We start from the raw sequence: 12,708 nt of genomic DNA, 5'->3' as shown, positions 1-12,708 counted from the left end.
CGCCGACGGACCCAGGATGACGGCGGCAGAATCGTCACCCATAGTGACCGACGCATCGTCAGCCAACGAGACGCTCAACACCTCACGAAGAAGTACGGGGCCCGCACCGCCCTGCACGGGATCGACTTCACCGTGCCCGCCGGCGGCGTGTTCGGCGTCATCGGACCGAACAGGGCCGGCAAGACGACCACCGAGGGCACGCTGCTGGACATCATCCGGCCCACGTCGGGGCGCACCACGGGCCGGCCGGATCCTGGAGCACTTCGCGGCCATCAGCGGGCCGGTGCAGCCCGGGCGGATGGACGAACTGGCCGAGCGGCTCGACATCAACCTCGACAATCAGGCCCGGCGCCTGTCCAAGGGGAACAAGCAGAAGCTCGGCGTCATCCAGGCGTTCATGCACGCACCGTCCCGTTTGGGGAACCTTTACCGGTCAGCTTTCTTGGACAAAAGCCATTGGACTTCTTCGGTTATGAGGTCGATGCCGTTCCCGACCGGCTTGTATCCGAGTTCGAGTGCAGCCGTTGAATCCAGGGCCATCGATGTTTGCCAAGGGTGGCTGCCTCGATCGGGGTCACCCACGACGCGCTCAATCCGCCCATCCCATGCGAGCTCCGCGGCGGTGGCACTCACGATTTCCTCGGCCGTTGGGGTATCGGGATCGGCGGCATTCAGAATGCGGCGGCTCGGACGCGTCGCGACGGTGCTGATCAGGGCAGCTGCATTCCTTGCTGCCGTGGAGGTGATCAACGGTGTCTGCGTGCGCGAGCTCGATGCTCTGATTTCCACTGAGCATCCAATCGACGATGCTGCTGGTGCGCGCATTCCGCGCCCATCGGCCGTGGACCTTTGATGGTCTGATCACTGTGACCGGAAGTCCAGAATCGAGCGCTGCGTGCTCGGCGGCGACCTTGCAGGGGGCGTAGCCTTCGCGCGTGTAGGGGTTCATGTCGTCTGGGGCAGGGGGCAGTGTTGGCCCGTCTTCACGAATCGGGGCGGTGAAACGCGGTGGTTCATCGCCGTTGACGTGCCCTCCGAAATCATCAACGTAGACGGCCCGGCTCGAAATCAAGACCAGATTATCCATTGACGTCATCGCCGGCAGGAGTGCGCGCACCTGTGGAGCGGAGCAGGCGACGAGATCCACCAACAAGTCAGCACCGTCCCCCGCAAGGCGTTCCAGGCTCCGGGTATCGCTTCGATCGATCTGGTGGAAACGCACACCCGCGTCCGTCATTTTCTGCGGCATTCGGGACTGATCGCGGCCAGTAACCTCGACCGTCCATCCCGACATGGCAAGAAGCAGCGCTGTCGCACCACCAATGGCCCCGGTCCCACCCAAAAGAATCGCACGCACTTCAATCCCCCAATCCACGTCCAACGTCGCACTTTACGGGATCCAGCGCCTGACCAAGTATCCCCGGGTCCGCGTGCCGTAAAGGGAACGGCATACGGGACAGTTAGGTAGGCGATATGCGGCACCCCAGGAGGTCATGAAGGAGTTGTGGGGCGCTTGGCGAGTATTGCATCCAGGGACTGGCCTGCATTGGCTCGCTCGTACTTGCCTGAGGGGAGTAGCTCGAAGCGGTCCCGGAATGGGGTTGCTTGTCCGCTGATTTCGAACACCAGCTTTGGTCGTGAAGCCAAGGCATTACTGAGTTCCTGTACCTGGATGTCTTCCACGAGGTTCCAGGGGATGAGCCCGAAGGAGAATGTCCCACGTGGGCGGACCAGCTCGATCCCTCGCCTGTCGGCGACGACGAGGAGACGCCCGCCGCGACCCATAGCGTGTCTCCAGAGAGGTCCTCTTGGTTTGAGAAAGAAGGCGGTGTAACCGTCGCCCCAGTATGTTTCGACAACCACTGCGTCCGGCCGTGCGGCACGAATTGCTTCGGCAACTTTCCTCACTCCGCCGGCTGGCACAGTCAGCACCAGGACGATCACGGCGCCAGCGACCGCCATTTCGAGTAGCAGTGCCCAGAGGGTCTCGGCACCTTTTGATGAGGCGCCGACAGCTAAGCAAGCGAACAGGACTATGAGGAATGCAAATAGAACGATACTGGGTGTGGCGACTTTGGACTTACTTGGGCGCTCGGTCATGTGGCTACTCTACGAATTCGTTCCTGGATCAGATGCCGGACTCGCCATGGTTGGGGTCCGATTGCAGATATGGACAGGATCCAATCGGCTACCGTTCATGGTCCAGAATCGTGACCGCCAGCTAATTGAAGGCCAAAATGCAGCCACCATCGCCCTGCAAGAGTTTCAGTGGCCGAACGTCATACGGGACGACTGGGGGAGTACCGATTGAGGATTGGAAATCGGAGCAGTGCCCTGCGATCTCCAACTTCGGGGAGTACCCGGTGCTGTTGGGCTACAGATCGAGGACTAATGCCAGGGCCTCGTCGACTCGCTGCATCTCGTCGATGGTCAGGAAGCCGACGGGTTCTGTGAGGCGGCCGAGGTCCACGGTCGCGAGTTGGTCGCACATCACCAGTGTCTGTCGATCGGCGATGCGCACTCGCGGCCGGAAGCTGGTCTCTCGTGCACTGGTGCTCGTGAACGCGACGATCCAGGTACTGAGCGTGAGCCAGTCCGGCTGCAACACGACTGCGTACCGCCGACCCTTCTGCTCGTGGCCCTTGCCTCGCGCGGGCAGCCGGTAGACCTCACCCCTCATGCAGCGCGGCCATGTCCTGCTGAATCGCCCGGACTTCGGCCAGGTCAGTCGGATCGTCCTTGACGGCGCGCGCCTCTGCTGCAGCGAGCCGGCGGCGTTCGTCGCGGCTCATCGCGGCCAGAGCGGCGACGATAACCTGGTCGGCGCTCTCATGTCGGGAGGCACCGATCTTGAGGAGGAGGTCGCGAGTGCTGTTTCGCACTTTCACGGTGGTGGTATCAGCCATGACCCAAGTCTACTCCTGGTAGACCGATCTAGTTCAAGACCTGTGGCGCATTACGCGACGGTCTGCGCTAGTGCGGTGACCGGAAAGGTTGACGGTGTTTGAAACCGTGCCACGCTGGAAGCATGGCTGAACGTGTGAAAGTGCGCCGGCTGAGTCCGGCGGAGGGGCAGCGGCTGCAGCGGATCGTGCGCCGCGGCGAATCCAAACAGGGCGGCAACGCGGTGCGGTGGCGGCGGGCCACGATGATCCTGGCCTCGGTGGGAGGAAACACGGTGCCGGTGATCGCCCGCCTGGTGGCTGCGGACGAGGACACCGTGCGGGCGGTGATCCACCGCTTCAACGAGATCGGGTTGGACCGTCTGGACCCTGACTGGGCGGGAGGCCGTCCCCGCCTGCTCAGCCCCGGCGACGAGGATCTCGTTGCCGTGACGGCCACCGCCCGCCCGACCAGGGCGGGGCTGCCCTTCACTCATTGGTCGGTCCGCAAGCTCGCCGGGTATCTGGGCGACCGGGCGGACCATCCTGTCCGGATCGGACGTGAGGCGGCGCGGGTCCTGCTGCACCGGCACCGGATCACGTTCCAGCACACCAAGACGTGGAAGGACTCCACCGACCCGGACTTCGAGGCCAAACTTGACCGGATCGAGGAGGTGCAGACCCACCAGCCGGGGCGGACGTTTGCGTTCGACGAGTTCGGTCCGCTGGGGATCCGGCCGACCGGCGGCACCGGGTGGGCCCGGGAACGACGGCCGGACCGGCTGCCGGCGACCTACCACCGCACCGAGGGTGTGACGTATTTCCATGGCTGCTACTCCATCGGTGACGACACCTGTGGGGCATCAACCACCGGCACAAGGGCGGGGTGAACAGCCTCACCGCACTCAAAAGCATCCGGGCCGCCCGCCCCGACGGGAAACCTGTCTACGTGATCCTCGACAACCTCTCCGCCCACGCCACCCCGCGGATCCGCCGCTGGACCGCGGCCCACGGCGTCGAGCTGTGCAACACCGCGACCAACGCCTCCTGGGCCAACCCGATCGAGGCGCACTTCGGGGTGCTGCGCCAGTTCACCCTGGCCAACTCCACCCACCCCAACCATGTCGCGCAGACCCGGCGGCTGCACGAGTACCTGCGCTGGCGCAACGACCACGCCCGCCATCCGGACGTGCTGACCGCCCAACGCCGCGAACGCGCCCGGGCCCGCAGCGAAAAGGGCCACCGCTGGGGCCGCCACGACACCCCGCAAGCGGCATGACAAACACCGCCAACCTATCCGGTCACCGCACTAGGTCGTAACCAAACCCGACCGCTTGGCCCGGTCCCTGCGTGACGCGACGGACATCGCCGACGATCTCACCCGCCGCGGAGTCAAGCTGAGCATCGCAGGCGCCGTCCACGGCCCCGCCGATCCCGTGGGCCGGCTTCTCTTCAACGTCCTGGCCATGGTCTCCGAATTCGAAGCCGACCTGATCCGGGCACGAACCCGGGAGGGCATGGCGACCGCCAAGGCGAAGGGACGCCAGCGCGGGAAACAACCCAAGCTCTCCACAACACAGGAGGCGCACCTGGTCTCCGTTCACCGGGCAAGGACGCACACGACGGCGGAACTTGCCGAACTCGTCGCGGTGGCCCGTTCAACCGTCTACCGTGCCATCAAACGCGCTGGCGACACCACCGGTTAGATCCGAAGAATTTGACCGCCCAAAGCCGAAATCGGAACCGATGGGCCCTAAACGTGAATTTCCATACCGATCCTCCTCAGACCCTGAACAGGTCGTGCTGGAGTGCACCCTGGGGCTGGTGCTGCGCATGGCGTTCCTGTCCGCCGTCGTGCTGGTGGCGGTCAGCGGCCCGTCTGGGCTGGACGTGGACGCCGGCCACACGGCGGCCGGCGTGCTGTTTTTCGCCGGGCTGGCGCTGCTCAGCGGAACGGCCGCGTTGTTGGGCGGCGTGATGGCCGGCCGGCGCGTGTGGGGGATCGGCGTGGGCGCAGCCGTCGCCGTGCTCGCCCGCCGCGACGTCGGCGTCTGACCGAGCCCGCTATTGGGCCTGCTATTTAGGTCTGGGCGGCCAGGATGCCCGCCATGCTCTCCCTCATGTAGTCCGCCACGATGAGCGGGGACACGGCGACGTCCAGCACGAACAACCCGCGGGCGCCGTCGGCCACCCACCGGCGCAGCACCTCCAGGTCGGCCAGGGCGCGCACCTTCACGCCGTCGGCGCCGAGCGCCCGGCCGAGCGCGGCGAAGTCGGCCTCCTGGATGAGCATGGCCTTCTCGTCCAGGCCCCGGGCGGCATACTGGTGCAGCTCCGCCCCGTACGCGGCATCGTTGAACACGATCACGATGCCACTGGCGATGTTGTGCACGGCCGTGTCGAGGTCGGCCAGGGCCATCAGGGCGCCGCCGTCGCCGGACACCAGCACGGTGGTCCGGTCCGGGCGGGCCGCGGCCGCGCCGACCGCGGCCGGCAGGCCCAGCCCGATCGTCTGGTACGCGGTGCCGACCAGCATCATGGCCCGCGGGTCGGGGGCCGTGCAGTAGCCGGGCGCCCAGCCGATGAAGTGGCCGCCGTCCTGCACGATCGTCCGGTTCGCCGGCAGCACGCCGTCAAGCCGTTCCGCCACGGCAATCGGGTTCAACCGGCCGTCCGCGGCAAACTCGTCCGCCGGGAGGTCGCGGTGCAGCGTGCCGTCGGCCACTTCGGGGTGCCGGTCGCGCCACGTCGCGCCCCCGGCCGAACCAAGCGCGGCATCCAGGGCCCTCGCGAACGTCCCCGCGTCGGCGCACACGAACTCGTCCACACGCGCGTTGGTGGCGGCCGGCAGCGCGTCGACCTGGATAACGGTCGTCGCCTCGCCGAACAGCGACCCGTAGCGGGCCTGGAACGTGTTCAGGCTCGCACCGACGACGAGCAGCACATCGGCCCGCCGCATGAGCTCGATCGGCGCACGGCGCGCGAACCCGCCCGCGACCCCCAGGTCCCATGCCGAGTCGAAGACGTTGCGGGCCATGACCGAGGTGGCGAACAGGGCGCCGAGCTTGTCGCCCACGCTGCGCAGTGCCGGTCCGGCATCGGCCAGCACGGCGCCGCGGCCGGCCACGATGAGCGGGCGCCGCGCCGCGGCGACCAGCCGCGCGACCCGCGCGACGTCGTCGTCGTTCACGGGGACGACGGCGGCGGGCGGGCCGGACACGTCCGCCTCCTGCGCGGCGGCCGGCTCCGAGGCCAGGTCGTAGGGGATGGCGACGATGACCGGCGTGAGGTCCCGGACCGCCGTCGCCCACGCATCCTCCGTCACGCGTGAGGCCGTCGCGGCGCCCACGGTGAGCATCGGCACGCCCAGGCCGGCGGCGACCATGGCCTGGTCGATGTCCCACGGGCGCGGGCCGGTGGTGGGTGCGTCGCCCACCACGAGCACCATGGGAATGCGCGCCCGCACCGCCTCGGCCAGGGGCGTCAGCGCATTCGTGAAGCCGGCGCCGTACGTGGTCGTCGCGACCGCGACCCGGCCGGACGCGCGGTGGTAGGCGTCGGCCATGGCGACGGTGCCGGCCTCGTGCCGGGCGCTGATGTAGTCCACGCCGCGGCGCGTCAGGTTGCTGATGAAGAACGCGTTGCCGTTGCCCATCAGGCCGAAGACCATGCCGGTGTGGGCGGCGCACACGTCGGCGACAACGTCGGAGACGGTCGGGTGTGAGGTGGCGGCGGGCCGGTCTGCGTTCATGGCGTGCTCCCAGGGGTGTGGCGGGTGTGGTTCGGGACACACGCTAGGCCGGTGCCCCGGGCCGCGGCAAGCGACGCCGGGCGGGCCGGGCAACCTGTACACGAAGTCCCGCCCTGCCCGGTTGGGACTAGACAAATTGTCTATTCCCCGGCGGCGGCCCGCAGCAACGGCAGGTACCGGTTCTGCACATGCGTGGCCAGCACGACCACGCTCGACGTGCGGGCGACGCCCGGCGCCTGGGACAGCGCATCGAGGACGCGCTGCAGGTCCTTGGTGGATTTCGCCACGATCTTCACGAGCAGGTCGCTGTTGCCCGAGACGGTGTGCATCTCCAGGATCTCCGGCACACGGCTGATCGACTCGAACACCGTCTCGTGCCCGATGCCCTGGGTGATCTCCACGGAACAGAAGGTGATGATCGGGTACCCGAACGCGGCCGGATCGATCTCGGGCCGGATGCCCCTGATGACGCCCTGGGCGTGCAGCCGGTCCAGCCGGCCCTGCACCGTGGCGCGGGCGACCCCCAGGCGGCGGGAGCATTCGAGCACCCCGACCCCCGGTTCGTCCGTGAACAGTTCGATTATGGCGGCGTCGAGTCCGTCGATCTTCATGCGTTCATTATGGGTGATCGTGCGTGGGCCGGGTCGGGACGTGGGCGGCCCTGTGCGAAAATGGGCTGCATGCGTCCCATGCAACATTCCAGCAAACTTGCCAATGTGCGGTACGAACTGCGCGGCCCGATCCTGCACGCGGCCAAGAAGATGGAAGCAGAGGGGCACCGCATCCTGCGCATGAACCTGGGCGACACGGCCCCGTTCGGCCTCGAGGCGCCCGAATCGATTGTCGTCGACATGATCCACCACCTGCGCGGCGCCCAGGGCTACAGCGACTCGAAGGGCATTTTCTCGGCCCGCACGGCCATCTCGCAGTACTACCAGACGAAGGGCCTCATGCGCATCGGCGTGGAGGACATCTTCATCGGCAACGGGGTTAGCGAGCTCATCTCCATGACGCTGCAGGCCTTCCTGGAGAACGGCGACGAGGTGCTCATCCCGGCCCCCGACTATCCCTTGTGGACGGCGTCCGTGACCCTGACCGGCGGCGTTCCCGTGCACTACCTGTGCGACGAGGACAACCAGTGGTGGCCGGACATGGCCGACGTCGAGGCCAAGATCACGGACAAGACCCGGGCCATCGTCATCATCAACCCGAACAACCCCACCGGGGCCGTCTACCCGCGCCACATCCTGGAACAGTTCGCCGAGTTGGCCCGCCAGCGCGACCTGGTCATCTTCTCCGACGAGATCTACGAGAAGATCATCTACGACGCCGGCCGGCACATCCACATGGCCTCGCTGGCCGACGACGTGTGCGTGCTGACGTTCAGCGGCCTGTCCAAGGCGTACCGCATGCCCGGCTACCGGGCCGGCTGGGTGGCGTTGTCCGGCCCGCGCGCCGCGATGGCCGACTACAAGGAGTCCCTGGAGCTGCTGGCCTCGCTGCGGCTGTGCTCCAACGTCCCGGCCCAGCATGCCATCCAGACGTCATTGGGCGGCTACCAGAGCATCAACGACCTCATCAAGCCCGGCGGGCGGCTGCGCGAGCAGCGGGACCGGGCGTGGAACCTGCTCACGGCCATCCCCGGCGTGTCCTGCGTCCCGGCCGCCGGCGCCATGTACCTGTTCGTGCGGCTCGACCCGGCCGTGTACCCGATCGACTCCGACGAGGAGTTCGTGATCGACCTGCTCCAGGAGCAGAAGATCCTGGTCTCGCACGGGACCGCGTTCAACTGGCCCACCACCGACCACTTCCGGTTCGTCATCCTGCCCTCGGTGGAGGACATCGAGGAGGCCGTCCGGCGCATCTCGTCCTTCCTGGCCGTGTACCGGACGAAGGCGGCGCTGGTCCTGCGCTGATCCGCTCCCGCCCACGGTGCGCCGGATTGGCCGCGTGGAATAGAAAACGTGGAATAGAAAACGCCGTGCCCCGGTTCCCCCGATAGATGCGAATGCATATTGTTTGGCGGTGCTCCGGTGCCGCCCGTCGAGAGGAACGGCCACCACGCATGGGCATGCAGCAACTTGAAATGGGCCTGGACACCTTCGGGGACGTGACCCTGGGCGCGCAGGGGGCACCGAAACCCGCCGCGCGGGTCATCCGGGAGCTCGTCGAGCAGGCCGTGCTGGCCGACGAGCTGGGGGTCGACTTCATCGGCGTGGGGGAGCACCATCGCGAGGACTTCGCCGTATCCGCACCGGACATGGTGCTGGCCGCCATCGCCGGCCAGACCAAACGGATCCGGCTGGGCTCGGCCGTGACGGTGCTCAGCTCCGACGACCCCGTGCGCGTGTTCCAGCGCTTCGCCACGCTCGACGCCGTCTCCAACGGCCGCGCCGAGGTCATCCTGGGCCGCGGGTCGTTCACGGAGTCGTTCCCGCTGTTCGGCTACGACCTGGCCCAGTACGAGGAGTTGTTCGAGGAGAAGCTGGAGCTCTTCGCCGAGCTGCGCAAGGAGCAACCGGTCACCTGGCAAGGCAACACCCGTGCGGCGTTGGCGAACCAGCCGGTCTACCCGCACACCGAGTCCGGCGCCCTGCCCACGTGGATCGCGGTGGGCGGCAGCCCGCAGTCCGTGGTGCGCGCGGCCCACCACGGCCTGCCGCTCATGCTCGCCATCATCGGCGGCGACCCGATGGCGTTCGCCCCGTTCGCCGACCTCTACCATCGCGCCCTGACGGAGTTCGGGCAGCCGGCCCGGCCCGTGGGTGTGCACTCGCCCGGGCACATCGCGGCCACCGACGAGCAGGCCCGCGATGAACTGTGGCCGCACTATGCCGCCATGCACGCCGCCATCGGCCGGCAGCGCGGCTGGCCGGCCATGACCCGCGAGCAGTTCGAGGCGACGGCCGGGCCCGACGGCGCCCTGTTCGTCGGATCGCCCGGCACGGTCGCCGTGAAGATCGCCAAGGTGGCGCGGGCCCTGGGCCTGTCACGGTTCGACCTGAAGTACAGCCATGGCACGCTGCCGCACGAGGCCATGCTGAAGAGCATCGACCTGTACGGCACGCAGGTCATCCCCGCCGTGCGTGCCGCCCTGGCCGGCTGAACGCGGCGAACCGGGCACAGAACCGGGCGCGGGCCGGCTCAGCCGCGCGGGTTCTCGCGGGGGCGCAGCCGGACGGTGGGCAGGACCGGTGCCGGCAGCGGGTGGTGCGGATCGCCGTCGGGCAGGCCGAAGGAGGCGTGCGTCGCGGGGCCGCCGCCGGGCACGACGGCGGTCGCGGCGCCCGCGGGCCGGACGCCGATCTCGGCCTGCCACCGGTTCCGGAACGCGACGACCTCGTCATGGGTGCGGCCCACGAAGTTCCACCACATCACGATGGATTCGCCCAACGGGGTTCCGCCGAGCAGCAGCAGCCGGGCCGGCTCGTCGCCGGCGGCCACCGCAAGCACGTCGTGGCCGGGTCCCGCATAGCCGAGCTGCGCCGAATCCACGGCGTGCCCATTCACGGTGACCGCGCCCGCGTCGACCAGGAGCCCGTGCTCAAAGGCCGGGTCGACGGCCAGGGCCACCACGGCCCCCGGGTCGAGCAACAGCTCGGCGCCGAGCAGGGGCGTGAACGTGCGGACGGGGGAGGTGCTGCCGGCCAGCGAGCCCAGGAATACCCGCACCGTGCCGCCGTCCAGGGGGAGCGCCGGCGGCCGGTAGCTTTCGAATCCGGGATCCGTGAACCTGTCCGACGACGGCAGCGCCACCCACAGCTGGGCCCCGTGCAGCACCGTCGTTTCCGGCGTCGAGTATTCGGAGTGACTGATGCCGCGCCCCGCGGTCATCAGGTTGAGCTCACCCGGCCGGACCCGGGCCCGGTACCCGGCGCTGTCGGCGTGGTCGACCTCGCCGGTGAACAGCCAGCTGACCGTCTGCAGGCCGGTGTGCGGGTGCGGCGGGACCACCATGCCGCCGCTGGACGCGACGTCGTCGGGCCCGTAGTGGTCGACGAAGCACCAGGCGCCGATCAGCGACCGCTGACGCTGCGGCAGCGTTCGCCGCACCGTCATGGCGCGCGGGCCGCCCAGCGGGACCAGCCGGGGCGAGAGCACCTCGACCGTGCCGGGGGAGCTCGGGCACAGCAGTTCGGGGGCATTCGACTCGAGATTGCTCATGGGTGCGAGCATAGTCCCCGGCTNCTAACACAAGGGGCCCTCGGAGCCGTGGGCCCACCCGGGCCCTCCCTTGTGTTCGGCGCTGGCGCGCCTAACACAAGGGGCCCCGGGAGCCGTGGGCCCACCCACGCCCTCCCGGATGATGCCGAGGTTCGCTAGTGGTCCGCCCGTCCGACTAGACTTTCCTAGCAGTGCGCAGTTGCCCTCTCAGATTGGATCGCGGGTGGATTTCACCGTCCTGGTCGTGCTTGTCATAGCACTGGCCCTGTTCTTCGACTTCACGAACGGCTTTCATGACACGGCAAATGCCATGGCCACCCCGATCGCCACCGGGGCCATCAAACCCAAGACGGCGGTCGCCCTGGCGGCCGTGCTGAACCTGGTGGGCGCCTTCCTGTCAACGGAGGTCGCCAAGACGATCTCCGGGGGCATCATCAACGAGGGCCCGGGCGGGGTGGCCATCAGTTCGACCATGATCCTCGCCGGCCTCATGGGCGCGGTCCTGTGGAACCTGCTGACCTGGCTGCTCGGCCTGCCGTCCAGTTCCTCGCACGCGCTGTTCGGCGGCCTGATCGGCGCCGCCATCGTTGGCACCTGGTCGTTCGGCGCCGTGAATTTCGCCGTCGTGCTCTCCAAGGTCATCCTGCCGGCGCTGCTCGCCCCGGCCACGGCCGGCCTCGTCGCATACCTGTGCACGAAGATGGCGTACGGCATCACGCGCCGCGCGGACCCGGACTCCGGCGACAAGCTGACACAGAAGCGCGGCGGGTTCCGCTACGGCCAGGTGTTCTCGTCCTCGCTCGTCGCCCTGGCCCACGGCACCAACGACGCGCAGAAGACGATGGGCGTCATCACGCTCGTACTCATCAGCTCGCACCTGCAGGAGCCCGGCACCGGCCCGCACATCTGGGTCATCACGGCGTGCGCGTTGGCCATCGCCGCCGGCACTTACGCGGGCGGCTGGCGCATCATCCGCACGCTGGGTTCCGGCCTGACGGACGTCAAGCCCGCGCAGGGCTTCGCCGCCGAAACGAGCACCGCCGCGGCCATCCTGGCCTCCAGCCACCTGGGATTCGCGCTGTCCACCACGCACGTGGCCTCCGGCTCCGTCATCGGCTCCGGCCTGGGCCGCAAGGGCTCCACTGTCAGGTGGGGCGCGTTCGGCAAGATCGCCCTCGGCTGGCTGTTCACGCTCCCGGCCGCCGCCGTCGTGGGCGGCCTGGCCGCCTGGCTGTGCCAGCTCGGCACCATTGGCATCGTCCTCGTCGTCGTCCTCGGCCTCGGCGGCATCGTGGCGATCTTCATCATGTCCCAGCGCGAGGTCGTCGACCACAGCAACGCCATCAGCGACGTCGACGCCGTCGGCAGCACCATGCACATCCCCAGCCGCAAGGAACGCGAACGGCTCGCGGCCAAGGCCCGTGCCGCCGCCCGTGCCGCGGAGAAGGCGGACAGGCGTGCCGCCGAGGCCACCGCCATCCGCGCCCAGGCGCAGGCGGCGCTGGACCAGGCCGACACCGCCGTGCTCAAGGCCATGACCCGCGCCGCCGAGAAGGCCGCCGGCGCCAAGGCCGGCAAGGACAAGGCGCCGGAAAAGGGTCCCGAGAAAACTCCCGAAAAGGTCGCCGCCGAGGAGGAGAACTAAATGATCGACTGGCTCGCATTCCTGACCGTGCTGATCGTCACGCTCATCGGCGCCGGCTTCGTCGTGCTGATGTACTCGCTCGGCGTGCGCCTGACCGCCGTCAGCGCCGACCCGGACGTGTCCGTGACCCGGGCCGCAAAGTGGGCCGCCTACGCGTGCTTCATCATTTGCGCCGCGTCCGTGCTGTTCGGCATCTGGCTGCTCATCCCGCACTTCCACTGACGGACGCCTACCACACCCTGCCGCGTGCGGTGGGCACCGTCTCA

14 protein-coding genes and 2 pseudogenes are annotated in these 12,708 nt (G+C 68.4%); 9 read left to right on the top strand and 7 right to left on the bottom strand.

Annotated elements, in window-relative coordinates; genetic code table 11:
• Positions 1-54: 54 nt before the first annotated feature.
• Positions 55-418, top strand: a pseudogene (locus EJC77_RS20695) (ATP-binding cassette domain-containing protein); the annotation flags it as partial.
• Positions 419-589: 171 nt separating this feature from the next.
• On the opposite strand, the gene EJC77_RS10440 reads toward EJC77_RS20695, so the two are convergent.
• The 4 genes from EJC77_RS10440 to EJC77_RS10425 all read right to left on the bottom strand — a co-directional run bounded on the left by EJC77_RS10440 (position 590) and on the right by EJC77_RS10425 (position 2,906).
• Complete coding sequence (locus EJC77_RS10440; RefSeq protein ID WP_240630090.1) at positions 590-1,375, bottom strand: NAD-dependent epimerase/dehydratase family protein; 786 nt, start codon at positions 1,373-1,375, stop codon at positions 590-592.
• 116 nt (positions 1,376-1,491) lie between these two features.
• Positions 1,492-2,100, bottom strand: a complete 609-nt coding sequence (locus EJC77_RS10435; RefSeq protein ID WP_125612328.1) for a hypothetical protein — start codon at positions 2,098-2,100, stop codon at positions 1,492-1,494.
• Between the two features lie 274 nt (positions 2,101-2,374).
• Positions 2,375-2,680 (bottom strand): type II toxin-antitoxin system PemK/MazF family toxin, encoded by a 306-nt coding sequence (locus EJC77_RS10430; RefSeq protein ID WP_125612326.1) that lies wholly within the window; start codon positions 2,678-2,680, stop codon positions 2,375-2,377.
• On the bottom strand, positions 2,670-2,906 hold the full coding sequence (locus EJC77_RS10425; RefSeq protein WP_125612324.1) for a hypothetical protein: 237 nt from the start codon (positions 2,904-2,906) through the stop codon (positions 2,670-2,672). Before EJC77_RS10425 ends, EJC77_RS10430 begins: the two co-directional genes overlap by 11 nt.
• A 122-nt stretch (positions 2,907-3,028) precedes the next feature.
• Here EJC77_RS10425 and EJC77_RS10420 point away from each other — a divergent pair, with 122 nt between their 5' ends.
• The 4 genes and pseudogenes from EJC77_RS10420 (at position 3,029) to EJC77_RS10410 (ending at position 4,937) form a co-directional block, all read left to right on the top strand.
• Positions 3,029-3,772: a helix-turn-helix domain-containing protein gene (locus tag EJC77_RS10420; RefSeq protein ID WP_205787113.1), complete on the top strand. Its 744-nt coding sequence runs from the start codon at positions 3,029-3,031 to the stop codon at positions 3,770-3,772.
• Entirely contained in the window at positions 3,769-4,161 is a 393-nt protein-coding gene (locus tag EJC77_RS20690; RefSeq protein ID WP_205787112.1) for a transposase, read from the top strand. The genes EJC77_RS10420 and EJC77_RS20690 overlap by 4 nt, the downstream gene beginning before the upstream one ends.
• 34 nt (positions 4,162-4,195) lie before the next feature.
• A pseudogene (locus tag EJC77_RS10415) lies at positions 4,196-4,588 on the top strand (recombinase family protein); the annotation flags it as partial.
• 94 nt (positions 4,589-4,682) lie between these two features.
• Positions 4,683-4,937, top strand: coding sequence for a hypothetical protein (locus EJC77_RS10410; RefSeq protein WP_125612322.1), 255 nt, complete (start codon positions 4,683-4,685; stop codon positions 4,935-4,937).
• A gap of 25 nt (positions 4,938-4,962) precedes the next feature.
• Here the strand turns inward: EJC77_RS10410 and EJC77_RS10405 are convergent, their stop codons facing one another.
• A complete protein-coding gene (locus tag EJC77_RS10405; RefSeq protein ID WP_125612320.1) occupies positions 4,963-6,633 on the bottom strand; it encodes a thiamine pyrophosphate-binding protein in 1,671 nt (556 codons plus the stop codon).
• 140 nt (positions 6,634-6,773) lie between these two features.
• Positions 6,774-7,244 (bottom strand): Lrp/AsnC family transcriptional regulator, encoded by a 471-nt coding sequence (locus EJC77_RS10400; RefSeq protein ID WP_125612318.1) that lies wholly within the window; start codon positions 7,242-7,244, stop codon positions 6,774-6,776.
• Between the two features lie 69 nt (positions 7,245-7,313).
• Between EJC77_RS10400 and EJC77_RS10395 the strand changes: the two genes are divergently transcribed.
• Positions 7,314-8,549, top strand: a complete 1,236-nt coding sequence (locus tag EJC77_RS10395; RefSeq protein ID WP_125612316.1) for a pyridoxal phosphate-dependent aminotransferase — start codon at positions 7,314-7,316, stop codon at positions 8,547-8,549.
• 155 nt (positions 8,550-8,704) lie between these two features.
• Positions 8,705-9,739 carry an LLM class flavin-dependent oxidoreductase gene (locus EJC77_RS10390; RefSeq protein WP_205787110.1) on the top strand — a complete coding sequence of 345 codons (1,035 nt, stop codon included), beginning with the start codon at positions 8,705-8,707 and terminating at the stop codon, positions 9,737-9,739.
• A gap of 38 nt (positions 9,740-9,777) precedes the next feature.
• On the opposite strand, the gene EJC77_RS10385 is transcribed toward EJC77_RS10390, so the two are convergent.
• A complete protein-coding gene (locus EJC77_RS10385) occupies positions 9,778-10,797 on the bottom strand; it encodes a pirin family protein (protein ID WP_125612311.1) in 1,020 nt (339 codons plus the stop codon).
• A gap of 223 nt (positions 10,798-11,020) precedes the next feature.
• Here EJC77_RS10385 and EJC77_RS10380 point away from each other — a divergent pair, with 223 nt between their 5' ends.
• Together EJC77_RS10380 and EJC77_RS10375 are read left to right on the top strand one after the other, a co-directional pair.
• The gene (locus EJC77_RS10380) at positions 11,021-12,442 is read left to right on the top strand and encodes an inorganic phosphate transporter (protein WP_125612309.1); all 1,422 of its coding nucleotides are present in this window, start codon (positions 11,021-11,023) and stop codon (positions 12,440-12,442) included.
• Positions 12,443-12,664, top strand: a complete 222-nt coding sequence (locus EJC77_RS10375) for a hypothetical protein (protein ID WP_125612307.1) — start codon at positions 12,443-12,445, stop codon at positions 12,662-12,664.
• The last annotated feature ends 44 nt before the right edge of the window (positions 12,665-12,708 follow it).

This window comes from Specibacter cremeus (genome assembly GCF_003946885.1).
Classification (GTDB): Bacteria; Actinomycetota; Actinomycetes; order Actinomycetales; family Micrococcaceae; genus Specibacter; species Specibacter cremeus.
Note: the sequence above shows the minus strand (reverse complement) of the source record. Positions and strands in the feature narration are given on the sequence as shown.

What these genes read in the sequence shown, in the direction of transcription:
- EJC77_RS10420 (WP_205787113.1), top strand. Translation starts at nt 3,029, where the DNA reads ATGGCTGAACGTGTGAAAGTGCGCCGGCTGAGTCCGGCGGAGGGGCAG.
- EJC77_RS10425 (WP_125612324.1), bottom strand. Translation starts at nt 2,906, where the DNA reads ATGGCTGATACCACCACCGTGAAAGTGCGAAACAGCACTCGCGACCTC.
- EJC77_RS10390 (WP_205787110.1), top strand. Translation starts at nt 8,705, where the DNA reads ATGCAGCAACTTGAAATGGGCCTGGACACCTTCGGGGACGTGACCCTG.
- EJC77_RS10400 (WP_125612318.1), bottom strand. Translation starts at nt 7,244, where the DNA reads ATGAAGATCGACGGACTCGACGCCGCCATAATCGAACTGTTCACGGAC.
- EJC77_RS10375 (WP_125612307.1), top strand. Translation starts at nt 12,443, where the DNA reads ATGATCGACTGGCTCGCATTCCTGACCGTGCTGATCGTCACGCTCATC.
- EJC77_RS10385 (WP_125612311.1), bottom strand. Translation starts at nt 10,797, where the DNA reads ATGAGCAATCTCGAGTCGAATGCCCCCGAACTGCTGTGCCCGAGCTCC.
- EJC77_RS10435 (WP_125612328.1), bottom strand. Translation starts at nt 2,100, where the DNA reads ATGACCGAGCGCCCAAGTAAGTCCAAAGTCGCCACACCCAGTATCGTT.
- EJC77_RS10430 (WP_125612326.1), bottom strand. Translation starts at nt 2,680, where the DNA reads ATGAGGGGTGAGGTCTACCGGCTGCCCGCGCGAGGCAAGGGCCACGAG.
- EJC77_RS10395 (WP_125612316.1), top strand. Translation starts at nt 7,314, where the DNA reads ATGCGTCCCATGCAACATTCCAGCAAACTTGCCAATGTGCGGTACGAA.
- EJC77_RS10405 (WP_125612320.1), bottom strand. Translation starts at nt 6,633, where the DNA reads ATGAACGCAGACCGGCCCGCCGCCACCTCACACCCGACCGTCTCCGAC.